23 protein-coding genes are annotated in these 24,071 nt (G+C 43.2%); 6 read left to right on the top strand and 17 right to left on the bottom strand.

Annotation, left to right across the window (positions count from 1 at the left end):
* Window positions 1-181: 181 nt before the first annotated feature.
* Window positions 182-1,630, top strand: coding sequence for a hypothetical protein (locus PHU49_00390; protein ID MDD5242450.1), 1,449 nt, complete (start codon window positions 182-184; stop codon window positions 1,628-1,630).
* Between the two features lie 32 nt (window positions 1,631-1,662).
* Here the strand turns inward: PHU49_00390 and PHU49_00385 are convergent, their stop codons facing one another.
* The 5 genes from PHU49_00385 to PHU49_00365 are packed head-to-tail and all read right to left on the bottom strand — an operon-like array spanning window position 1,663 to window position 5,205.
* Window positions 1,663-2,553 (bottom strand): hypothetical protein, encoded by an 891-nt coding sequence (locus tag PHU49_00385; protein ID MDD5242449.1) that lies wholly within the window; start codon window positions 2,551-2,553, stop codon window positions 1,663-1,665.
* Window positions 2,554-2,591: 38 nt separating this feature from the next.
* A complete protein-coding gene (locus tag PHU49_00380) occupies window positions 2,592-3,035 on the bottom strand; it encodes a hypothetical protein (GenBank protein MDD5242448.1) in 444 nt (147 codons plus the stop codon).
* Between the two features lie 18 nt (window positions 3,036-3,053).
* Window positions 3,054-3,989 (bottom strand): zinc dependent phospholipase C family protein, encoded by a 936-nt coding sequence (locus PHU49_00375; GenBank protein MDD5242447.1) that lies wholly within the window; start codon window positions 3,987-3,989, stop codon window positions 3,054-3,056.
* Between the two features lie 40 nt (window positions 3,990-4,029).
* Window positions 4,030-4,413 carry a hypothetical protein gene (locus tag PHU49_00370; GenBank protein ID MDD5242446.1) on the bottom strand — a complete coding sequence of 128 codons (384 nt, stop codon included), beginning with the start codon at window positions 4,411-4,413 and terminating at the stop codon, window positions 4,030-4,032.
* 21 nt (window positions 4,414-4,434) lie between these two features.
* The gene (locus tag PHU49_00365) at window positions 4,435-5,205 is read right to left on the bottom strand and encodes a DNA/RNA non-specific endonuclease (GenBank protein ID MDD5242445.1); all 771 of its coding nucleotides are present in this window, start codon (window positions 5,203-5,205) and stop codon (window positions 4,435-4,437) included.
* 602 nt (window positions 5,206-5,807) lie between these two features.
* On the opposite strand from PHU49_00365, the gene PHU49_00360 reads away from it, so the two are divergent.
* Together PHU49_00360 and PHU49_00355 are read left to right on the top strand one after the other, a co-directional pair.
* On the top strand, window positions 5,808-6,944 hold the full coding sequence (locus tag PHU49_00360) for a hypothetical protein (protein ID MDD5242444.1): 1,137 nt from the start codon (window positions 5,808-5,810) through the stop codon (window positions 6,942-6,944).
* Entirely contained in the window at window positions 6,945-7,949 is a 1,005-nt protein-coding gene (locus PHU49_00355; GenBank protein MDD5242443.1) for a hypothetical protein, read from the top strand.
* Between the two features lie 95 nt (window positions 7,950-8,044).
* Here the strand turns inward: PHU49_00355 and PHU49_00350 are convergent, their stop codons facing one another.
* Entirely contained in the window at window positions 8,045-8,596 is a 552-nt protein-coding gene (locus PHU49_00350) for a JAB domain-containing protein (protein ID MDD5242442.1), read from the bottom strand.
* Window positions 8,597-8,830: 234 nt separating this feature from the next.
* Between PHU49_00350 and PHU49_00345 the strand changes: the two genes are divergently transcribed.
* Together PHU49_00345 and PHU49_00340 are read left to right on the top strand one after the other, a co-directional pair.
* Window positions 8,831-9,811, top strand: coding sequence for an AAA family ATPase (locus PHU49_00345; protein ID MDD5242441.1), 981 nt, complete (start codon window positions 8,831-8,833; stop codon window positions 9,809-9,811).
* Window positions 9,792-9,917 carry a hypothetical protein gene (locus PHU49_00340; protein MDD5242440.1) on the top strand — a complete coding sequence of 42 codons (126 nt, stop codon included), beginning with the start codon at window positions 9,792-9,794 and terminating at the stop codon, window positions 9,915-9,917. Before PHU49_00345 ends, PHU49_00340 begins: the two co-directional genes overlap by 20 nt.
* 22 nt (window positions 9,918-9,939) lie before the next feature.
* Here PHU49_00340 and PHU49_00335 read toward each other — a convergent pair whose 3' ends face one another.
* The 10 genes from PHU49_00335 to PHU49_00290 all read right to left on the bottom strand — a co-directional run bounded on the left by PHU49_00335 (window position 9,940) and on the right by PHU49_00290 (window position 22,492).
* Complete coding sequence (locus PHU49_00335; protein MDD5242439.1) at window positions 9,940-10,392, bottom strand: hypothetical protein; 453 nt, start codon at window positions 10,390-10,392, stop codon at window positions 9,940-9,942.
* Between the two features lie 6 nt (window positions 10,393-10,398).
* Window positions 10,399-11,442, bottom strand: coding sequence for a hypothetical protein (locus PHU49_00330; GenBank protein MDD5242438.1), 1,044 nt, complete (start codon window positions 11,440-11,442; stop codon window positions 10,399-10,401).
* A 30-nt stretch (window positions 11,443-11,472) separates the two neighbouring features.
* Window positions 11,473-14,553 carry a type I restriction endonuclease subunit R gene (locus PHU49_00325; GenBank protein MDD5242437.1) on the bottom strand — a complete coding sequence of 1,027 codons (3,081 nt, stop codon included), beginning with the start codon at window positions 14,551-14,553 and terminating at the stop codon, window positions 11,473-11,475.
* A gap of 9 nt (window positions 14,554-14,562) precedes the next feature.
* Window positions 14,563-16,311, bottom strand: a complete 1,749-nt coding sequence (locus PHU49_00320; GenBank protein ID MDD5242436.1) for a DUF2326 domain-containing protein — start codon at window positions 16,309-16,311, stop codon at window positions 14,563-14,565.
* A 220-nt stretch (window positions 16,312-16,531) separates the two neighbouring features.
* The gene (locus PHU49_00315; GenBank protein ID MDD5242435.1) at window positions 16,532-17,281 is read right to left on the bottom strand and encodes a hypothetical protein; all 750 of its coding nucleotides are present in this window, start codon (window positions 17,279-17,281) and stop codon (window positions 16,532-16,534) included.
* A complete protein-coding gene (locus PHU49_00310) occupies window positions 17,278-18,531 on the bottom strand; it encodes a hypothetical protein (protein ID MDD5242434.1) in 1,254 nt (417 codons plus the stop codon). Before PHU49_00310 ends, PHU49_00315 begins: the two co-directional genes overlap by 4 nt.
* Complete coding sequence (locus tag PHU49_00305) at window positions 18,528-19,808, bottom strand: restriction endonuclease subunit S (protein ID MDD5242433.1); 1,281 nt, start codon at window positions 19,806-19,808, stop codon at window positions 18,528-18,530. The genes PHU49_00310 and PHU49_00305 overlap by 4 nt, the downstream gene beginning before the upstream one ends.
* Window positions 19,809-19,816: 8 nt before the next feature.
* Entirely contained in the window at window positions 19,817-20,602 is a 786-nt protein-coding gene (locus tag PHU49_00300; GenBank protein MDD5242432.1) for an ATP-binding protein, read from the bottom strand.
* A gap of 2 nt (window positions 20,603-20,604) precedes the next feature.
* Window positions 20,605-22,146, bottom strand: coding sequence for a class I SAM-dependent DNA methyltransferase (locus PHU49_00295; GenBank protein ID MDD5242431.1), 1,542 nt, complete (start codon window positions 22,144-22,146; stop codon window positions 20,605-20,607).
* 115 nt (window positions 22,147-22,261) lie between these two features.
* A complete protein-coding gene (locus PHU49_00290) occupies window positions 22,262-22,492 on the bottom strand; it encodes a hypothetical protein (GenBank protein ID MDD5242430.1) in 231 nt (76 codons plus the stop codon).
* 554 nt (window positions 22,493-23,046) lie between these two features.
* Between PHU49_00290 and PHU49_00285 the strand changes: the two genes are divergently transcribed.
* Window positions 23,047-23,484 (top strand): methyltransferase domain-containing protein, encoded by a 438-nt coding sequence (locus tag PHU49_00285; GenBank protein MDD5242429.1) that lies wholly within the window; start codon window positions 23,047-23,049, stop codon window positions 23,482-23,484.
* Between the two features lie 177 nt (window positions 23,485-23,661).
* Here PHU49_00285 and PHU49_00280 read toward each other — a convergent pair whose 3' ends face one another.
* Entirely contained in the window at window positions 23,662-24,015 is a 354-nt protein-coding gene (locus tag PHU49_00280; protein MDD5242428.1) for a hypothetical protein, read from the bottom strand.
* Window positions 24,016-24,071 lie beyond the last annotated feature (56 nt).

Genomic DNA, 24,071 nt, shown 5'->3' with positions numbered 1-24,071 from the left:
AAGAAACTACCGGGACCTGCTCAGCCTGCCTGGAACAAATAATTTACTTGTCTTTACACCTGGAAGAAATATATCGCCCTTTTTCTTCAATCCGCTTATTCCGCCAAAAGGGACAAGCCCCAACACCTGGCTCAAAAAATTGATAGAGATCATGTGCCATGTTTATTGGCTAGGAGAGGGTGTGGCCTATCTGCTCCAAAGGGCAATGGACAGCGTATATGAAAACACATCTACCATGCCGACCATGCTTGATGTCAAAACATGGCTGGAAAAGTACAAGGCAAAAGGACGCGAGGCACAATGGATGGATTCAACGCTCAGGGCAGTTGGCACATTATGCTATGGCGAGACCGGGAATATCATCAATTCAGCCAATCCAATGCCGATTGAAGAGCTTCTCAAGCAGAACGTCATTCTTGAGCTTGACGCCCTGTCCAACAATGACAAAACGTTCCTCATAGAATCTCTCCTGCTCTGGATACATCATTTTCGGCTGCAAGAGCCAGAGAGGGAAATCTTCAAGCACGCCATCATCATCGAGGAGGCCCACCATATCCTTCTCAAAGGCAAGGGTTCTAAAGAGACAATAATGGATATTATCTTAAGGGAGATCCGGGAATTGGGCGAGTCCATAACGCTGATCGACCAGCACCCATCACTCATTTCCATCCCAAGCCTTGGAAACACTTATTGCACCATTGCCATGAACCTCAAGCACGCGCGAGATGTCAACACAATAGCCGAGGCTATGCTTCTTGAGATAAGCGAGAGGGCGTATCTTGGAAAACTCGAAGTAGGAGAGGCCATTGTAAAGCTGCAAGGCCGATGGCCAAAGCCTTTTCTTGTCAGGTTCCCCTCCTTAAAACTCAAGAAAGGATTGGTCAGCGATGAACAGATAAAAAGGCAAATTCTAGGTGATTCCGCCCTGAACGAAGAGATTCCACTCCTTCCAGTAATATGCGAAGAGATTCCACTTATTCCGCCTCAAGGTAATATTGAAAAACAATATTATAAGAATAGTGAAATCAGAGAGGATGAGAGACGACTACTCGAAGACGTTATTCATTATCCTATATCGGGAATAGCAGAGAGATATGAAAGACTTGGTCTAAGCGTGCGGCATGGGAACAAAATCATAAAGGATGTTGTTGCGTCAGGCCTTCTATCTTCTTCAATAATCACTACGCCTGAAGGAAAGGTCAGATATCTTCAGCTAAGCAAAGAAGGCAAAAATGTTCTTCGAAAAAGCGGAATAGAGATCCCTGACCAGCGGGAAGGAGGGCCTGCGCATGAATACTGGAAATACCGGATAGCCGAGCACTGCAAGCAAATGGGCTATCAAGTTGAAATCGAGAAGCCGCTTGGCCAGGGCCAGGCTGTTGATATAGACGCTACTCATGAAGGTAGCTTAATTGCCATTGAAATCGAGACCGGCAAATCAGACGCGGTTGAAAATATCAACAAGAACCTTGAGGCAGGCTACGATAAGGTCTTCTCGCTTGGCCTAAACAAAGCCATCTCAAAAAGTATTCAAGCAGCCTGGAACAAAACTAACACCGGCAAAAACGGCAATGTCGTTATCCTGGATATTCGGAGTTTTATGAGGGAAGGGATTTCGGATTATATTTAAAGACAGTGAGGTCTTTGGTTAAATACAAGTTATCATGGGTCCCTGTAAACAACATCTAAAAATGGGTCATAAAATGGAAACATAGCTGGATCTTCTGACGGAGGCTCATCGGGCATGAGTTTTAGCAATTTCTTGAGTCCTTTAACTATCGAAACAGTCAAAATCCTTCTTGTGCTGTGAAGTTCTGTTGCGTTAGGGACATACGAATCATAGCCTCCGTGAAAGAGGCTATTTCGAACCTCCCACACCTTGCGAAAGTCAGCTTTAGTGAAACCTATCTGATTTACCATAAAGGTTTCAATTTTTTGCCTCATTCCTGGATCAATGATAGATACATATCCACAGTGTTGGCATTTTCTATTTACGCCTTCATTGCAGGGGAATTGGTCTGCCATTATTTCTAAAGATACACAAAATGAAATTACTGCATTTACGATATCTGGTTCTTGTAACCCTTTTCTGAACCAGGACATAATTCTTTTCTGGACGGAATCTATTTCTAAAGAAGAAAGTAGGCTGGTATTTATAATTGGAACCATAGGTCCAAAAGAGCGATATTCATCACTAAATGCTATTGTACGATGTTTCTTTACATCGGAGAAGTGAAAAACTAACGAGGGGCCTTTTAGAATAGTTATAGGATAACCAGATAAAAAAGTAAGTATATCTATAAAATGATAAAATAATTTCCTTCCTAAATCTGCCGGAAGTTTTGAATCAACATGATTTTCAACGGAATTAACTTCAAATTGCATTTCTAATTCGAATATTCCATTTTGTTTTCCCTGTTTATCAAACTGAGGTATCAGCTTAAGATTTTTTAACGATGAGTGAGGTGGAGATTTAGGAAACAAATCTTCATTTTTAACAAGGAAAAAATTTCCTGCAATTGTTGCGCTGAGATTCCAAACTTCCTTTTCCATATCGCCCTCTTTTAAGTAAGATAATCATATAATCGATTTCATTTACACAGGGGTTTCCAATTATTCTCAAAAGCACATTGGATATCTGTGTTGTTTTCCCATGACCTGATCTCAACATGTGTCAGGTGACAGCTTAAATCCTCCATGATTTTCGCGTCTGTCTTTGGATCGCAAAGCATCACTGAATAGCCGCCATTGAGTGGGCGCGCCGATACCTTGTAGTTGTTTTTGACAGATTGTACCCGAGGCTGATCAGGGTATATTTTTTCTAATAGGGAAAAGAATTGGTTGGCATCAAAATTATTTGGCACAGGCATGTTTTGCAATTGATAATGCCCTATAATTTTCTTTGAAAAATCGGAAAGCGTGATAGATGTGGCGGAGTATTCTTTTATTTGCCCTTCGCTATGCCTCGACACTAGGCCGGTATTCGCACAACCAAGAAGAACAATAACAACTAAAAAGATGGCCAATCGTTTCATATGAATATCCTCCCCTTTTTAAGGCCAGAAATACGCCCTGTCTTCATCGACCCCTGTATCAAGGTTCCAATTTTTAAGGTATATGTTGATTCCATCTGGATTTTTCTTTTCGACATCTACAAAGAGACGATCCCATGTATCAATAACAACATTAACTGCTTTGTCAAAGGCATCTTTCCTAAACGTGCCAGTTTTGTTTCCTGGCAGCATGACCTGTTCAATAAACTGCCGTCTTTCTTCGGGGTCTATATCCGCAGTTTTTTTATAAACGAGATTTTTCTCTTCTCCAAAGTGCCGAAAAACAGCCAACGGGTCAGCGGCAGAGTCTATGCGGGACAAAAAGTTTTCATGCCAGTTATCAGGATCAATTTTGTCAAACCTTTCAACAGCGGTAGGGTGGCTGGCCTTAAGTGTTTCCGTCCACAACGCCTTGAGGTTAGGGTTAATCTTATCTTTATCATCCGGGTCTGAGCACATTTTAAAAAGCCCGACATACTCAGCATATCCGAGTTCAACTTTCTTGATTTCGTTGAAGATATAGCTGTCCTGGATCATCTCGCAGTGCCGATGTTCACCAGAATTGAAGATGTAAGGTCCAACTATAGCCTGCACTACCGGGTGAATTACTGAATCAGCGACAATGTGTGTAGTAAAGCCGCAGAGCCAGGCAAGACATATATCAAAGGCATCACCGTTCAAGCCGAGCAGGCTTTTTATGCCATGGCCAATAAACTCACTAGTGTTCTCGTAATGCATCCTGTCCGCCCAGCTATGGACCCTCAAGAATCCACCCAAAAGCTCTGAGAGATACGGGTAGTCAGGGCCAACAGCACCAAGGCAAATAAAATGGTTCTGTTTAAGGATCTTAAAAAAATACGGATGTTTTTGTGGAAGACGATTATATATGTCTAAAGCCTCTTCCACAACCATCCAATGTGTAAACGTCCCTGCCATGGCATCCTCCTTTGTTTATATATTATTGCCAAAGACCCTTTTAGGAAGTCTGCAACTTTTTTACTTCCAATTTCTTAGCCTTCCTTATTTCTTCTACAATACTGAGGCTCTGGTTCCAAAACCCAGACCCACCGCTTGATAATAATCCAAGGATAAAGCAGCTTGGCAAGCCTATTACTCCTGGGGTTTTAAACATGGCCGCTAGCAATGGCTGAATTTGCTCTTGTGCGATAAATGCGATTAAAGTTCCCACTATGGTTGAAAGCAGGTACAAGGAAAATCTCCGCCATCTTTCCTTACCGGCATCTTGCTGTGCTTGTGCGAGAAAAGGAACCATACTTTTGACAATTTCGACAACCCTTTCGACTGATAAACTCATAGCGCCAAGCAACGCAACTATGCTTGCGATATCTATTGTTCCCATAAGACCCTCCTTTACTAATATTTATTGCCAAAGATCCTTTGCCTTAGCGGTTTCTATGGTATCCTGGAGACCTTTTTCAAGCTCTGAGAGAAAATCAAGCCCTGTCTTTTCCTCAATCTCCCTGATGGTCACTATGTATGTTGGCATATCTTCGGTGTTCAGCTTTACGTTGGGCATGATGAAGGCGATTGCCTCATTTTTCTTCGGGTCATAGATGATCTTGTAAAGATGGGTTGGCACTGCCACCTTGTTTTTTCCGATTGTCTTTTTTGTTCTGCCTTCATAAATGGGGCCGGTGAAGATGTAGAGTTCGCCCCTGTCAATCGCCCAATTACGAACGTTTTCTTCGAGGATTCTCCAGATAATCTGGTTCATGGGAGGATTCTGGGGAACCATGTTTGAGAGGTAGAAGCACTCTATCATTGCCTGCTGGTCCCACTTCATATCAGCCGCCGGAGCCATATGTCCCCTGTCATAGCCACTGCCTTTATAGTCTGCAAGCTCTGCCCGCTCTCCTTTTTGCAGATCAGGATCTGGCCTAAACTTATCTCTTTCAAATTCCTTAGCGCTTGCTTTCTCGGCAGTGAGATGTTCTATAACCCAAAATGGTGTCTTGTATTCTGGGCTATGAGATAACAGGTGCCCAGTCCTGCAAAGGAATTTGCCATCATAGCCCGGCACGCCGAGCTTTGCATACTCTTTGCAGTCTTCAAGCGGCCCGGCGAAGACGAACGCCGCACTGAAAACAAGTAAAACGAATATTAGCGGAATATATTTGGCTTTACTGAACATATGTCCTCCTTATATGTTTATGCGCACTAAGCGCAGCTATCTTCTTGTAATTGCAGAAATAACAGAAGCTTCCCCCTCTATAAGTGATTATATAAAGCCACGGTAAGAAGTCAAGAAAAAAGGCAAGCAGGTATAGCCCGTTTTGGGGGGATGCTGAGAGAGCTATACCGTGGGTGCTTGCCTGTAAAGTTTGCCAAATTAACGAGATTGAAACATCCCCAATAACGCTATACTACCAAAACACAACCAAACAGGCAATAAGAATTTTCGGTTCTTTATGAATTTTTATGGCCAAGGGCTTTTTTGAACTATTGATTTTCTCGTCGCTGTTTGGCGTACCACCTTTCAGGCGGCAATCGTCGGCTCCAAACGACGCGTTTGACCAAGGACGGTATTCCTCCGGCGCAAACCACAAGGTCTAATATCAAAGTATTAATTATTGCATGAAAGGAAAAATAGGTTGACAATGGCGCGGGAAAAGTATATCCAGTGGTTGTGGAGCGGATTGCCGTTAGTAACGAGAAAATGGATAAAGAATGCCTATGGTTTTGCTGCCTTTGGTTAATGAAGAACATGTTGTATACGGCAGGCTTAGGTAGTCGATGAAAGAGGACGAGTTGTATCTGCTAAGACAGAGCACTCTATATGCCCGCCATACTGAGTATGAAGCAATGATCGGGCAGATTGATAACTACACAAAGCTCTCAGGTCTCCCGATTAGACTTGCTCTTTTTACTTCGAGCGTTGACCCCAGTAGGTTCTTCTGCGATGTTAGTTCCTCCGAATACAAGATTGTTACCAAATATTCTGCAGTTAATGTGTTCATAGGCGACCTGCATCGACAATACGGCAGAAAGCAGCGGCATTCAATTAGCGGTGATTTCGTTTTATTCAGACACGACAAGTACAACGTCTATTTCTTGCTTACCGATGAGGGCACGACGTTTTTCGAAGAAGGAATTCTCAAATATGTTAGGTCGCGGTATCCACGCCTGACGCTTCCGTTCTTCTACTCATGGGAAATTGAAATGATGCTCAATCGGCTGGCAAAAACACGACCAGAAAGTCGAATAATGCTGACCAAGATATCTAAGAAGTCGAGGTTGATTGCTGGGGAATCCAGAAAAGAGAAAGAAACTGAGTTAACTTGGACTGATCTCTTTTACCGGGATGTGTTCAGACAGGTTAAGCAGACTGATACCTGGATAGAGAAGGTGTATTTTGATTTAATGACTGAGGCGAGGCCTGGAGTATCTAAGTTCGGGTCAAAAACAATGAGCGGCTTAGTATCGAGGGATGGAGTTTTTAAAGTCGAGTCGGGATTCAGGTTATTATATGACACAGTGCTTGACCAAGCGATCGAGATCTTCTCGCGGCGAACCGAGCAGTTAAGTAACCGAGCCCGCACAAAGGACACACAGTTTAAACCGAAACCTCTTTTCATCGAGTTTGATGAACCCGTATTCCATGACAAGGAGCAAAACCGGAGGCTCATTGAAGTGATAAAGCATTTATCGAATTCAGCGAGATCGGTGATTCATGACAACCCCTATCTTCATGTGAGCGTTATAGATTATATGGATAATTCAAATTATGAGGTTTGGGTATTATCTGATAGTCGCATCTCCATTGTTCCACAGACCATCTGCACCATGCATTCTTTAAATCGCTTCTGCGATCATATTTCAAAAGAGTTTCAGGAGGGGATGGTAAAGGATTCAAGAGAGATGGGAAACTAAGTGGCAACAGACGAACTTAGAGCAAAGATTGTCAAATATCAACAGGAAGTAAAAGAGAAGGCTGATTCTTATGAAAGAACTATACTCACTATTATTTGCTTTGATTCTGCAGTTCGATGGGACGCTGCAGTAAAGGACTATTTTGTGGGTTCTCATTTCCTACCCTGCCGTCGGTTGTCAAAGGTTGGTGCCAATGGAAACGTTACTCCAGATGTGGTTGTTCAGCTGTCCGAGCATAATGGCATAGTTGGTGAAGTGAAAATAACTGCCAGCACCGAGCGTGACTTTGACAGGGCCTTTGAGCAAATGCAGAACTATGATCAGGAGCTGAAAGGATGGAGAACCGAGGATGAAGCTGTAGGAATGCACGACCTCGCCCTTTTGGTGGATGATTTAGAAAGAACGGCGGCTAAGAACTATTTCGGGAGCAAATCGTTCGAGAGGAACTTTACTCTAATCGCATGCGCAGTTCAACGACGCGCCAAGGAAGTATGCAAAATAGAGAAATACTACGGTGCCTTTTCGGATGAGAGAGTTGAACAAAAATTGGCCGAGCCTGTCCCCGTGCCCTTAGAGGAGCTAATAGGTCAAATTTCGGCAGTCAAATTTTACGATACGCCGCCTCCAACCGAATACACAATGAATATTCTTTGGATGAATGTATTCAACGAGCTCAAGGAAAGAAATGGCGAAAGGAAGGACAAATCGCTGACTGTTGAGTGCAAGGAGATTACCAGGATGTTGTGTGAAAAGTTTTCGTTTGAACAACAAGACGAACGACAACCGAAGATACCAAAAGAAGCTTGGGTTAGGGAAGCCTTGGACGCTTTAGTGTCTATACAATATGCCCAAAAAGACCCGGTCGATGGCAACAAATATTACATACAGTCATATCAAAAGAAGGGGGATATGCTGGCTGTGTTCAGCAAGAAGCGATTTGAAGCTCTCCTTCGCGGAGAAAGGAGATCGATCAGTGGAAAGCAGGAACATTTGTTTGAAGTTTAAGAGTCAAGACTTTCCATCAACAATCTGCAATACATTCAACCGCTCAAGAGTAAGAAGTTGTAGGTGCCAACAGCAATTCCTGAAGACCCCTTTTTCTAAATCTCCAAATAAATATTCTTAAAAAACCGGCTGTCATCGCCGCGCTTCCTGTCTCCTAGCTGATTTCCTTTCCTGAAATCTTCGAAAAGGCCGGATTCCAAGAAGCTGTAATAGGAATCAAGGCCAATGATAACGCTGTCAAAAACTTGGATGCCCATAAGTTCGCCGCACACATAAAGCCTCTGTGTTAAAATCTTGTCTTGCTCTGATGGTTCGGTAGTTCCGCTGGGGTGGTTGTGCACAAGGATGATGCCGCAGCTTGAGCACAGCAGGGCAGATTTAAAGACTTCTCTTGGGTGGACGACTGTGCACTCGACGGTTCCTGATGAGACCTCCTCGCAGCTTACAATGCTATGATTTGTATCAAGGTGGACGGAATAGAATCTTTCCCTGTCGTTGTTTTTTATTTCGCTCATAAACTGGTAAACATCCGTTGGTGAATGAATCCTGGCAGGCTGGTAATCGTCAATCCCCTCCCGTACTAATTTCAGGCTTATTTTATATCCCCTGTAGGTCTCGCCGTCGAAGAATGAATGCTTTTTTTCCATCTAAATCAAAAAAATTATGATTACAATAGGCTTTTATTATCATCAAGCATGCCTTGCATCTCTTGCATCTGATATTAAGGGTATAACCAGCATGAAAGAGGGGAAACCCTTTAAAAAACAATCACGAATCAATTACATATGACAGGCGATGGAAAACACAAACCGATTATATCTCAGCCGGATTTCCTGAAGGAGTCATTTGTTCCGTCCCCGATTATGCGGCGAGAAAACCAGTTGGCGGAAATCAAATCAGCCCTTATCCCCTTTGTCAGGATGACAAGGCCGACGCATATCTGGATTACAGGGCCTTCAGGATCGGGCAAGACCCTTATGGCAAGGCACACCATGAATTTTATGGGCGAGAGGCATAATGTCAGCACTTTGTATATAAACTGCTGGGAGCATTGCTCACTGCATTCAATAATGGACAAAATCATGAGAGACTTAAGAATGCTTGGCGCTGAAAAAATCAGCACTGTGTTTAAGCTGGAGTGCTTCACCCGATATCTTGACAAAAACTTTGCGACGCTGGTCCTGGACGAGATCGACCAGCTGATGCCCAAGGACAGGAACCTGATTCTCTATAACCTCTGCGACATGAACAAGCTGAGCCTGGTGTGCATCTCATCCAGCCGCAACTGTTTCTTCACGCTTGATGACAGGATACGCTCCCGGCTCAACCCAAAGCTGATTGAAGTGCCATACTATACGACAGAAGATCTCAGGCATATCCTGCGGCAGAGGGCAGAGGCGTCCCTGTTCCCGGAGGCCTGGGACGATAGTGTCATTGAAAAGATTTCTGCCCTGTCCCGGGGCGATGCCAGGGTGGCCATCCGCACTCTATGGAACGCAGCAGTCTTTGCACAAAATGAGAACTGTCTTGAAATAAAGCCGCTGCATCTCGATAAGGCATGGGTCAGCGCAAAAACCATAAAGAAAAGCGTTGTGTTGAGCGCCCTCACTATACACCACAGGCTGATTCACCAGATCGTTGCTGAAAACGCCGAAAGCGGAATCCTTTCCAGGCCCATATGGCAGCTCTATCTTGAGCGGTGCAAGCGCAAGAAGCTGCAGCCGGTAGCATCCAGAACATTTTCATTATACCTGAAGCAGCTGATGACAAAAGGGCTTGTACGATGGGAGCGCGCAGCGATAAAGGGCAATGTAAGGATACTAAGGCCTGCTGGAAACGGCAATGGCAACGGTTTTTATTGAGCTGGTAGCTATGCGCAACGAAGAAGACGAAATTGCAGCCAGAATGCCCAAATGGGCGAGGATACTGGAGAAGGCTGCTGTTAAGAGGGCGAAGACCCATGAATAGGCTTGAAATGTTTAATCATGGGTCAACCATAAAAGATAATTATAAAATAGGCTATTAATAGGATTGCGGGCAGACTTATATGATAGATAAGAAGCATGGTCCTTACGGGCTTGGATTCAATTTTTCCCGATTTAATTGCGTCATCAACCATTGAAAACTGTTTCCAGCCCAACTCCTTTTCTATCTCAAGGATTCGATGTAGCTTGGTCTGAGAAATACTCCTGTGTCTTTTGAACCACATATGTACAAGAATACTGCACATTATTACAAAGAGTATGACAAAAGGAAACAGGTATAAAAATATCCTTCTATCTCTGCTCAAAAGACCGAAGGCCAAACCGATAAATATTAGAACTCCGGTTTGAGTCATAGTGCCAAACCGCATAGTCAGGTCATCGTAGTGCCGTATCATTTCCTGGGTTGCCTGATATTCCTTTATCAAAAATTTTTCTTTTTTCTGTTCAGAACTTGCCATTTCTTCCTATTCCTTTTTACTAAGGTGGAAACTAGCATTAGTAATGAGAGTCTCTACAATTTCCAGTGCTTTCAATACATCTGCGGGTGTTATTTCAAGTTCATTTCCTTGTTTCTCATAAACCCGGGCTTTTTCAATATATTTCACATCAATAAGGCCCAAATTATGTGTAATAACATGTCTCTTTAGAAACTGCTCTTGAAGAAATAACTTGTTTTCCTGGCTACATTCAGCAAACAAGCCCAGGGCAAGATCTCTGGAAAAAAAGAGTTCTGCCCCTTCGAGACGTTGAAAATTAGTTTTAATCTTTGTGATTCTGCTCTCAGCATCTTCTTTGTTGAACCTTTTCTTGATTTCGTACTGATAAATCTGCTTCAGAAAAGCCTCAAAAAGGCTAACTACATCCTCAAGAGCATTGCCTATCATTTGGCGGCCTACATCTGCCCCCTTTTCCCTAGCAATTCTTTCGCATTCTTCAATTAGCACCCTGATGATATTGGCGCTCCGATTCAGGTGCTGGAGCAGGTTGCCTTCTCCGCATAAAGGACAATGAAAAGATATTCCATAAACCGCATAGTTAAAACTGCAAGCATCGCAAATGACAGTTCGTTTTAACTCCTCCTCAACATAATGCCGCACGCTAGGAAGAGATCCTGGCTTGAAAGAAACGCTGATTGAAAACATGCCTTTCGGTGACGATGATGTTGGCCTGAATGCTTTCCCCATCATGTCCTGGAAAGTTTTTGATACATCACGGAAGATCATTGATTTTACCCATTCCATCTGGCTTTCTGTATGAAACTGCTGCATGTTTGCAGATGTCCCGCAATAAGGACAGGTCAAATCTATTTGTGAAAACTCGCTTGCTTTGCTCGCCATTTCATCTGGAATAGTCGTGCTGATCTTGAAGTACTTTGGTTGACATTCGTCGTTCGGACATTCACGGCCAATCATGCCATCCTGATCTTTTTCAAGGGGTATGCTAAATGAGTCTTTTCCATCCTCTGTTTTCCCCGTGCGGTATTTTTTCATATCATGAAAGATATCCATCACTGGTCCTTTGCAGAATTGGATATTTTTTTAAGCTGCCTTTTCTGCCCAGTCTTTCGCAATCATTGTTGCCTGTTCGAGGACGGTTTCAGTCGCCTTCTTCTGCTTGTCTGGCGGGTATCCGTATTTTTTCAAGACCCTTTTCACCATCACCCTTAACTGTGCCTGCGCACTTTCACGCAGGGTCCAGTCAATGGTAACATTTTTTCTGATTGTGTTAGCCAGGCTGCGGGCAATGGTCCTCAAGATTTCATCGCCGAGCACCTTTACGGCGCTGTCATTTACCTCAAGGGCATCGTAGAAAGCCAGCTCCGCTTCCGTGAGATTCAGCTTTTCACCACGCTTGTTCGCCTCCCGCATATCCTTGGCTAATTTTATCAGTTCTTCAATGACCTTCGCGGTTTCAATACTCTTGTTCTGGTATTTCTTGATGGCTTTTTCCAGCATTTCTGCGAATGATTTTGACAGAACGAGATTCTTACGCGACCTTATTTTTATCTCGTCATTAAGAAGCTTTTTCAAAAGCTCAAAGGCCAGATTCTTATGCTGCATGCCCCTGATCTCATCGAGAAACTCATCAGAGAGAATAGATATATCGGGCTTCTTGAGCCCCAAGGAGTCGAAGATGTCGATTACCTTGTCAGAGACGACGGCCTTGGAGATTATCTGCTTTATCGCTGAGTCAAGCTCTTCTTTGCTTTTTCCCGCTGTTATGGTTGTCTTCACAAACTGGGCCTTGAGAGCCTGGAAGAACCCGACATCATCCCTGATCCTCAGCGCTTCTTCGTGCGGAACAGACAGGGCAAATGCCTTAAGCAATTCCACGGTGTACTTAATGAACCTTTCGCGCCCGTCTTTTTGTTTTAATATAAAGTCCATTGTGGAGGCTATCACAGACATTTTTTCCGTTGGCCCGGCAGAGAAGAACTTTTTATAATCCATACCCTTGAGGAGCGCACAGATGATCTCATACTTTTCAAGCATCACCGCAACCATTTCTTCCTGCGGCACGCCTGTTTCCTTTTTGTCCCCTTCTGTATATTCTGCAAGCGCCTTCTTCAGGTCGTCTGCTATTCCGATGTAATCGACAATGAGCCCGCCCGGCTTGTCCTTGAAAACCCTGTTTACCCGGGCGATTGCCTGCATGAGGCCGTGGCTGCGCATTGGCTTGTCTATGTACATTGTATGGAGATTCTTTACGTCAAACCCGGTCAGCCACATATCCCTGACAATGACGAGCTTGAGTTCGTCGCCAGGATTCTTCATCCTTTCGCCAATATCTTTTCGCCTTTTCTTGTTTCTTATATGGTCCTGCCAATCTGTAGGGTCACTGGCAGAGCCGGTCATAATGACTTTCAGGAATCCCTTATCATCGTCCTTCTTATACCATTGAGGCCGCAGCTTGATAATCTCATTATGCAGGTCAACGCATATTCTCCTGCTCATGCAGACAATCATTCCCTTGCCGTCAAGGACGTTAAGCCGCTCTTCAAAGTGGCTCACAATGTCCTTGGCAATTCTTTTTATGCGCTTCTCGCTGCCGACAATTGCTTCGAGCCGCGCCCATTTGCTCTTGAGTTTCTCTTTCTTCTGGACCTCTTCGCCTTCTGTGACTTCCTCGAATTCCGGGTCTATCTTTGGCTTTTCCTCGGGCTTTAGCTCAAGCTTTGCAAGCCTGCTCTCATAATAGATCCTCACTGTCGCGCCGTCATTGACTGCCTGCTCCATGTCATATATGTGGATGTAATCGCCGAATACCGCCGGGGTGCTTCTGTCGGCTTTCTCGATAGGCGTTCCCGTGAAGCCTATGAAAGAGGCCTTGGGCAATGCATCCCTCATGTGCCTTGCAAATCCGTCTATGAAGTCGTACTGGCTCCTGTGGGCCTCGTCAGCTATCACGACAATATTTCTCCGGTCAGACAGCATAGGGTAGGTGTCGCCCTTAACCTCTGGCAGAAACTTTTGAATCGTGGTGAAAACAACCCCGCCTGACGCGACTTTCAGATACTCCCTAAGCGCACCGCGCGTCTCGGCCTGGACCGGCTTCTGCCTCAGCAGTTCGTTGTTTCTGCCAAAAGTATCAAAAAGCTGGTCATCTAAATCGTTCCTGTCAGTGAGCACAACAATTGTCGGGTTATCAAGCGCAAGAACAAGCTTTCCCGTGTAGAACACCATGGTAAGGCTCTTGCCTGAGCCCTGGCTGTGCCAGACAACGCCGCAGCGCCTGTCACCCTTTGGCCTTGATGCCTCGATAGTCGCCTCAATGGCCTTGTTGACCGCATAATACTGGTGATAGCCCGCCATTTTCTTCAAAAGTTGATTCTGCTCTTTCTCAAAAACAAAAAAGTGCCTCAGCAAATCAAGAAATGTTTTCTTCCCAAACATGCCTTTCAGGAGCACTTCCATTGACTTGCTCCTGGTCTCTGAATCTATTTCTGTCCCGTCGATTGTCCTCCAGAGCATGAACCATTCTTTATTGGAGGTGATGGTCCCGGCTCTCGCTTCCATGCCGTCGCTTATTACCAAAACACTGTTCAGGCGAAACAGGGATGGAAGCTCTTTCTTGTAAGTTTCAAACTGGCTAAAGGCTGTCCATACGGTTGCATTCTCATCAGCAGGATTCTTTAGCTCAATGACCGCGAGCGGCAGGCCATTGACAAATATGACCACATCCGGCCTCCGGTTGTTGTTCTCTTCAATCACTGTGAACTGGTTGACTGCCACAAACTCATTATTGCCAACATCATCAAAATCAAAAAGCCAGACCTTATCCCCGACAATGCGGCCTTCCTTGTTCCGGTATTCAACATCAACGCCGTTGACAACCATCCGGTGAAAGTGCTGGTTATTGACAATCAACTCCGGGCTTTCCACCCGAAGGACTTTCTTCACTGCTTCTTCCCTTGCCTCTTCCGGAATTTTTGGATTTATTCTCTCAATCGCGCTGCGCAGCCTTTCTGTCAGCACAACATCAGAATATGAGCTTCGCTCAGGCTTCACGCCATCAGGCGCAGGAGCTATGTCCGGGCCATACAGCGTTTTGTACCCCAGCCCCGACAGTATCTCCAATGCCGCGTCTTCAACCTCTGATTCGGTTATTATTTTTGTCATGTTATGACCTCAAAACCTGATACCCAGTATGCCTCCATCCTCAGTTGCATCTGTAAAAACTTTTCTCACGTATGAGCTAAAATCGAAATCTTTGCTGAAATCTTTTTCTGGAATACCATCCGAGTTTAGGGTGCAGATATATTGGAATCCTCGCTCTTTAGATTCCTTTGCCGCCAATTCCAGTGCCAGCGCTTTTTGCCTTTCATCGACATCAGCAAAAATGATACTATCGTGGATAAGAAAAATTGGCGAACATGCCTTTTCTGCCCACATTTGAGCAAGCATGAGGTCATAACAGAATATTTTCATGTTTCCAATACCATGACTTCCTGATCGCTCTATTTTTACGTTAAATTTATACCCAGTCGGGGAGGCATCTATAGAGAATATCCCTGGGGAGTCGTAAAGAGCATTTGAGTTTGAGTTAAAAAGCAGAATAGCCTGCTCTTTTTGATTTTTTCTTTCGTTCAAATCTGTCGTGGCTTGTTGCTGCAAAAGCGCTTGTTCTACTATAACCGCATTCTTCCCCTGCTCAAATTTCTTCAGGTTTTCTATTTTTATATCGAGGTCTTTTATCTGGGCTATTGTTTCTTGGTGCTTATTTTGCAATAATAGGATTTCATCAAGTGCCTTATGTTTTTTGAGTATTTGCATGAGCTTAGCACGCTCTCCCGAGAGCTTGCTTATCTCTGTCTCTCTTTCCGCTATGTTCCTTGTGAGGCGCTCCATTTCCTGTGTGAGAAATTCTTTTCGGTTTGCGACAACTTGTTTATGAAATGAAAGGACATCTCCAACCCGTTTTGTTACCGAGCCCGGCATTATTACACCCGCTTCCGTAAACATCCTTGTTATGTCTTCAGCTTTGGCTTCTGCTTCTTCCTTTAAGCTTCTCTCGTAATACTCAAGAATTCTCCTGTCGTTTATGTTAAGGTTGACTAGTTCGTGGCTATGGAATGTTAGCTCATTTGTCTCTTCCTCTATTTTTTTATATTGCGGATGGACATTGAAATTGTTTAGTTGCTTTTCCTCGCTCCTGGCTTGTGACTCCAGTCTTATTTTCAGCGCGTCCAACTCACCTATCGTACCCATGAGATTTGCAAGCATTCCTGTTTTTGCTTCTTGTTTTATCTGATTGATGACCTTTATTCTGTCCTTAATTACTTGCCATTTTGCTGCGTATCCCCAGTTCAAGTCGAGCAGAAAAGCATTGTTAACTTGTTTATCCCATTCCTGTTGACTTTTGTGTTGCTGGAAAGGATTTAGAAAACCTCCTCTTGCTCCATTTCTTCTTACAAAATATGAAATTATGCTCCTGAATGTCGGGGCATAATTAAGATCTGGATAGGAGAGTTGTAACCCAAACATGAACAGTCCTAAAACCTTATTCCAGTCTCTTGAAGACATTATTTGTTCGTTTGTTTTTTCGTCATTCTCTGGTTTTAAAGGCCAGTCAGAACAGTCCCCATCAATGATCACTTTGTTTTGGTCGGCAGTGTTCCTGGTAATTGAGTACCTCTTTTTCCCAATATCCAGATCAAGCGTAAACGACCAACCATCGAGTTGTTGCTTGCTTAGCGTCTCTCCCTTACCACCACCAAGGCAGAAATGAATTATCTCTATGAGCGTTGATTTTCCTAGTCCATTTCTGGAATCCTTTTTTGTTGAATCCTTTGTTCGCTCAGCAAGCGCCACATTAAGGCCAGGCTTGAAATCAACCCGCTTGAAGCTCGGCTTATCGCAACTGATCGAGTAAATCATTGTTTCACCTTTCGAAGTAGTCCGTTTTTAAAGTCAATTGCACCTAAGGTATATAGGAAATCCAGCCCCAGCGTGAAGCGTTCAAAAGTCTTTATTTCAGGAAGCGCGCGAGCCTTGCCCCAAAGAGAGCTTACCGTTTCCTTCTCATTAAGGCATCCTAAAAGTGCGCCTCCAACACCTAAAAGGCAGTTTGATAGCTTGATGTGCTTCGTTGGCAGTATCATTTTTCAAAAACCTCACATTGTTCAAAAAGATAAGTCAGGACGGCAAGCCCAGCTGCCATTTCCGTGAATTCTTTACGCCCATTTGATGCAAATTCAAACAGTGCTTCAAAAAGCTCATCACCTGATAGTTTCTCCTCATTCTTCAGACGCTTGTACTCGGTTACAAATCCCTGTTTGAGCCTCTCCCCAAACTCCACATCAAGATGTTTATCAATGAAATTTGCAACCTGTTTTACTTGCATTAATCCCGTTGTTATCAGTTTTTCTGTTTTGCCTGATAATGAATTTTTATTAATTTTATCTTTTGGTGGCACCAAAACAAGAGAATCGTCTTGTTCTGGCTGTACTGTAATAAGGTATTTTGTGATCGCATCCAATTCTGAGAAAGTCACATTAACAATCTCTTCTTCAGTCATCTTTTGAATCCATCCTTCATGCTCGGCCTTTATATGTTTTAACTTTTCTGCAGTATAAGTATTCGGCTGGTCATCAATCATCTTGTGGTGGTTTCCGCAGAGCAAAATAAGATTATCGTGACCATTTCTTTCATTGTCTGACATGCTTGCATCATAACGCGCAGCAGTAGGATTTTCTCCTTTTATGTGGGCCATTTCACCAATGATAGCTTCGCGGTCTTTATCGGTTCTATTGAGAACTAATAGCGTCCTGCACTCGGGCATGGCACATCTATTTCCACTTCTGCCCCAAAGAATTTTCTGATCTTTTGATGAAATACTGCTGCTCATTCTGAAACCTCTGCACTTCTCCCTGATGGTACATTAAAGCCTAATACTGTAAGTGTTAATTCCCTGTTTTTGTCATCCTTGTGGTGCAATATAAACCGAAAACCGGTTTCTGATTTGTATTCAAGCGACTTCTTGTAATTGCTGTGCTTTTTCACAGTTTCTGGAATGCCCTCAATTACCTTGCTGAAGTTGACGTTTCGATTGAATACCAAAACTGCTGTTTTTGTATCCCTCCATGAAGCATAACCAAGAAGCTGGTCAATCTTGTCAAGCAAAGATTTCTCGCCTTTCCAAAACATGCATTCAGCAATAAAGATATTCTTTCCATTCACCCGAATAAGAATATCTGTCTTGCCTTCATAATTAAAGGTCTCGCCTGTTGCTGCGCCCTCAAAATGCCCGTTTAATTGGACTAAAAAATGTTGCCTAAAGTCTTCCTCGTGCATGTCCTGAAAGGCTTTGGGGCTTCTCTCCATCACCAATACCATGTCAGCAATAATTTTGAGAATCGCTTCGTAGTTAGCCATATCGAGGATAGGCTCTGGAGTAAACGGTGCTGTCGTTGCAGCGGGCTTCCGGATTACTATTTTTCTTTTAACGTCTGGTACGGTATATGTAGTAGGCATGCCCGATTTTTCTTTAATAGGATAGCCCAAAGCCGCAACAATGCCCTGGTCATTCATTATTTTTGCTCGCCTGGCCTCGATTCTTTCTTTCGCAGTTTTCCCGAGCCCATTATTGAACATATCAATATCATTCTTAAGAAATCCTAAGTGCCTCTCTGTGTTGTTCATCCTGGATTCAAAATCAGCCTTAATCTCAGTGGGGTCTGGATCGACCTGATTGTAAGTCACAAGTATCTCATTATCTGTTATTTCAGCATAGGGAGGGTTCATAGTAAAAGTAGAGCCTTGACAAAAAAAGAGGCTTCTATCACCTTCAAAAGGGACCGCAAAGGTAACCGAGGTCCCCCTAATGAAGAAGGGTCTTGACTTATCACGGATTGCTCTATTGAAATCATACCTAACATCAACATTTGCGTCGCCACTTTCTTTAATATATGCCTTATCTCTATGAATAGTTATTGCGTGAATACGATATTTGTCTTCAAGATAGTTTATGAAATCATCAATATTGACGTTCAAAATATAATTTCTATCCTGGTTTTCTACTTCACCTGATAATTCTTGTTCTCGATGAATTAGCGTTTCACGTAAATCGTATCTGCTGAAAAGCACGTCCTCGCTCATTGCGAAGCCTCCGCATTAACTCTTATTTTCCCCGACATGAGCCGAGGAAGCAATGAATCGCGGGTTTGCGACAAGACCCGCAATTGCCTATCGTTGTTCTTTATAGCTTCATCAATTGGATTGATCAAAGATACAAAGAGCACTCGCAACGGCTCTGGCGGAATTACTATTTTAAATTGGTTTACGTCAGATTTATTTGCGGAACCAAAAACTGTTCCCTCTGCCTCGAATTTATCCCATCCTGACTGAGTAGCACAAAGCAAATAATAAAGTAAGCCGCTATGTTCTTCCTTTAAACGCAATGCGGCTACTCCACGCCCAATTGAGCATTTTTCAACGGCAACATTCAGGCGTCCAACAGGTGCACGAACGCTCAGCAAAACATCATCCTTTTTGGCGAATCTATTAGCTTGCGTACAATAAACCCTTCTGGCAGGAAATCGAAATCCGAAATCAACAACGCCTTGGTAAAATGGTAATCCTTCACCTCGTTCATTATAATATTGTCCAGGAGGAGATTGGCCCATTGTGATATCGCAAATATCTCTAAGACATCCTACTTCCCACCCCTTCGGAATCTCTCCCAACTCAGAATCCACCATCTCGCCGCCGCTGGACTTGTAAGGCCTGCCTTTCTCATCCGGAAACTCAAAGTCAATGAACCAGTGTTTGAATATTGCCTGGCCTATTTTTTCCAAGGTCGCGCTCATCTGCTGGTTGAGTTCGATTTTATTTTGCAGGGAATCCAGATGCGACACGATTTCTTGCATTTCAGTCGTGTTCCTTGGATAAGCAATCGGAAACTTTCTCAAAGAACCCAAGGTAATATATTCTTGTGTGGTTCCAGATCGATTCTTTCTGATATATTCATTAGCGAGTCTTGACTTCAGAAAGAAAAATAGCCACTTCCCATAGAGTTCATTTCCTGATTTAAATAATCCAACGTTCTTTATTGCGTACTCTATTTTATTTGACTTTTCCAAATACACTTCGCCTACTGTTCCAATCATGCTGAATATTATATCCCACTGATCTACCCTACTCCTCTTGTTTATTTCATTGAAATCAGAGGTACTAATGAAATAGGCGTTGTCAAAGTCAAGATGACCTTCTTTTAAGTGCCGTGAAGTAATTAGATAATTCCCTTCGTCACGCTTCTCAGGGGTTGCATGTGTTCCGTCAGTCACCCTTTCACAAAAACCTTCTGCTGGCTTTACTTCCCAATCCTCAGGAATCATCCCGATTTCGGTTTCTTTGAATTTATGGTTTTGCTTCATAATCATAATTATCCTCGCCCAATCATGCTCTCTATGACCTCTTTTTTCCGTTCAATCATTCTAAGAACAAAATCCTCAAAGTCCACTGTTGGATATCTGGGATTTCTTTCTTTTTTAGAACCCATTTGAGCAATTGTTTGTAAATTTTGCATCCAAAAAGGTGCTTTTACAATGTATTTATCAATAAATAGATAGAGAATTTTGAGCTGATCAAAATGTTCTTTAAATTGATTCTCCGCAGTTGTACTAATGTTGGTGTCCAATCTTCTATTGATGATTTTTTTTAGCTCTTCATGCGTTGCTTCTTCTGTGTTAGTCTTCCCTCTGTAATAAACTCTATTCCTATGTAATGTATTGCCAGACGAGTTCAACGAGAGAAAGGGTAGATATTGGGGCGTGTCTTCTACTAACAAGACTTGAAATTGCTTGTTCTTGATAGGTCCCCATTCAGCTTCATTGTCATATTCAAAGTTGTAAATATCGTATTCCAATTCTGCTGGTAAGTATTTTTGCAGTTTTGACTTGATATTCGTTTTATCTTCAAAGGCATCAATACCTTTGGGGATATGAGAGCCATTTTGTTCCTCTGATATGCCAATTACCAAAACCCCTGCTCCGGAATTCGCAAACCCTAAAACATGTTTGGCTGTTTCAGGTATTTCTGGCCATCTTTCTTTAAAATCTATGTGTGCATACTCCCCTGTATTCTGCTTCAATAATTCTCTGAGTTTAGTCCTATCTGGACTTTCGCAGAACTTCGCAAATTCCTCTTTGAAGTTTTTTGCTTGGCTCATCGTCACACCTCATACCCAATCCCTGCCAAATTCTTCCTTATCTCCTTGTCCAGCTTTTGGCCCTTTTCCATCTGCTCGGCCAGCTCCGTTGTCAGCTTTTTCATTTTCTCATCAAAGGATTCATCGTCTTCTTCAACATCCTCAGCGCCGACATAGCGGCCAGGCGTTAATATGTAATCATGCTTTTGTATCTCATCGAGCTTGGCTGATTTGCAGAAGCCCTTTACGTCCTGATATTTTCCGCCCTCGCCTCTCCACGCATGATAGGTTGAGGCGATTTTTTGTATATCTTCTTCTGTTAATTCCCGGTGTCTGCGGTCAACCATGACGCCCATTTTTCGGGCATCGATGAAAAGCACTTTTCCTCTTCTGTCTTTGAATTTGTTGTTTTTCTTATCTCTTGCGACAAACCACAAGCAGGCTGGAATCATCGTATTGTAAAATAGCTGGCTGGGCAGGGCTACCATGCAGTCAACAATGTCAGCTTCGACAATGTTCTTTCTGATATCGCCTTCGCCTGATGTGTTGGAAGACATGGAGCCGTTCGCTAAAACGAATCCTGCGATCCCTGTTGGCGCTAAGTGATAGATAAAGTGCTGGACCCAGGCGAAGTTCGCGTTGCCCACAGGCGGAGCCCCGAATCTCCATCGTGCATCGCCTCTCAGGAGGTCGCCTTTCCAGTCAGAATCATTGAAAGGCGGATTAGCCAGAATGAAATTTGCTCTGAGATCCTTGTGGGCATCGTTGAGAAAGCTTCCCTCGTTGTTCCATTGTATGTCTGAGTCAATGCCCCTGATTGCCAGATTCATTTTGCACAATCGCCAGGTGGTCTGGTTCGATTCCTGGCCGTAAATCGCAATGTCGCCTATCTTTCCGCCGTGGGCCTTAACAAACTTCTCGCTCTGGACAAACATGCCGCCTGAGCCGCAGCAAGGGTCAAAGATACGGCCCTTGTAAGGCTCCAGCATTTCAACCAACAGATTGACTATGCTTCGCGGCGTGTAGAATTGGCCGCCTTTCTTGCCTTCTGCATCCGCAAACTGGCCAAGAAAATACTCATAAACCCTTCCCAATATGTCCTTGCTTCTGCTTTCGGAATCGCCAAGGCCGATTGTGCCTATGAGGTCTATCAACTCTCCGAGCCTTTGCTTGTCGAGCGCGGGCCTTGCATAATTCTTTGTGAGAACGCCCTTGAGGGAAGGGTTGTCTTTCTCGATTGCATCCATCGCGTCATCGACGAGCTTTCCGATCTCCGGCTTTTTTGCGTTCTTCTGGAGATATTCCCATCGTGCAGCTTTGGGGACCCAGAAGACATTACGCATCTTATATTCGTCCCTATCTTCAGGATCAGACAGCTCTTCCGGGTCGTTTTTCAGTTCGTTGTATATTTCCAGGAAAGCATCAGAGATATACTTTAAAAAAATCAAACCGAGCACAACATGCTTGTACTCGGCAGCGTCCATGTTGTTTCTTAATTTATCCGCTGTCTGCCAAAGCTTTTGCTCAAACCCGAGATTCGCCCCGTTATTGTTAGTTTTAGGCATGTTTCGTCCCTTTTGCTATATTATATGGAGAATGATTAAAAAGCCTTATATAATGCGATTCTCTAATATAAACCAGCATTTGTCAATACTAAAAGAATTAAGGGTATATGATGGTTTATGCTTTCTGCGGGCTGTCGCACTGTGGGCACCTGTAAAACTTGTAGCGGGCCTTGAAGCCGCAAAATTGGCATTTATGCTCACTCATGCTGAATTTCGGAACCTGGGCCTCTTCCACGCCCATATTCTCAGGCCGGATTGTAAGCTTGCTGCCGCTGTACCTGCTCATGTTCATCTTTTGCCGCTGTTTTCTGTTGAGCGCCCTTGATGCAATGCTTTTTCCAGCCATAAACTATTTTTTGATGCTTTATGCTTAAATACAATAAGCTTTTTCATCTTCTTACTAACTGCTGCTGGTCGCGGAATGTATCGGTTGCTGATAATTAACCATGAAACCTATTTTTCTTTGAGAGCGCTTTGACATCAATTCCTCATACATTATTAGTAGTAGAAATAATGGACTTAAAAATATGAATATTGCTATTAACAATATTTCATAAGGCTTAAAGTTCAGTTTTGTTTCCATTTTCTAATCCCATTTTGATACGTATATCCTGTAATGTACTTCTAGTGTTTAATATTTACATACAATAAGCTTTTTAATGTTTTATTACCTGTTCAAAATAACCCCATGCGATAGCTTCTCAAACCTGTAAACAGGCTGAGGTAATATATAATTTCATGTGATTATTTAAACTTTAAAATTTAGGTAAAATCATGTTTTTGGCAAATATTTTTATAAACAGGAACTACGATAAACCTAGAAGCAGAGAAATAAACAAGAAGTTTCTATCGCATTACCAGCATAAAAAGATACTTGAATTAGGGCCTCAGCGGTATCCAATGAAAAGTTATTATCCTTCAATTAAAACCTTCGATATAGATCCAAGGATGAAACCTGACATACTTGGCGATGCAGATAATATGGATATGATAAAGAACGACACATATGATGTCGTCTATTCATGCCATTTCCTTGAACATGTTTATAATCCGGAAAAGGTCCTTAAAGAATGCAACAGGGTCCTGAAGCCTGGCGGGATTCTCTATTTCTGTGTCCCGGTTGTTGATATTAATAGAATCTGGAAAGATGGCGATGAATGGAATACCCATCAGCATCATTTCACAAAAATGAATATAACAAACCTGCTCAATTCCACGGGATTTAAACTTGTTAAATTTGAATATAGATTATGGATTAAGCCGATCATTCTTGAAGTATTCTTAGGTAATCTTCTGAAGAAGGGCGACATATTTTTTGTGGCCGAAAAGAAATCATAAGGCTCTTTATGCGAACCCTATTTTTGGTTTAAGATAAGGAGGGCATACAACGATATACCCTGGCTTATTATATCGTCGGAGATTATCTGAAATCTCAAAAACCTGTAGATTGGAAAAATATTCTTAAGAAAAAACCAGATGAAATATTAAAGATTAAATAAAAAAACAAAAAGCGGTTTAGAAGCCGCCTGCGCCACCGCTAATTCCGCCGCCACTTCCGCCTGCGCCTGCTGCGCCGCTGCCGAACACGCCTGACGCTGCCAGACCGTAGTACACCGCGCCTGCTGCCAAGATGCCCAGGAAGATTGTCATTTTCGGATGCTGTGCAAACCAGCTTTTTTCACCAGGAGCTTTTTCTTCTGTGGTTGCGTCTGTTGTGGTCTCTTTTTCAGCCTGGGCGTACTGCTTGCCGAGCTGCACGCCGTTAAATTTGTAATTGCTCACCGATGAGCAGCCGCTGACAAACATAAATGCAACAATGAGAAAAAGAACAATGATCTTCCTATGTGATTTCCCTGAACAGATTTTCATGAAGCCCCCCTTAGTGTATGAATATTATTAAGAAATACCCTAGGACATGTTACCCC

Source organism: Syntrophorhabdaceae bacterium, from assembly GCA_028713955.1.
Classification (GTDB): Bacteria; Desulfobacterota; Syntrophorhabdia; order Syntrophorhabdales; family Syntrophorhabdaceae; genus UBA5609.
The sequence above is the reverse complement of the archived record's forward strand: the minus strand, read 5'-3'. Positions and strand labels throughout refer to the sequence as shown.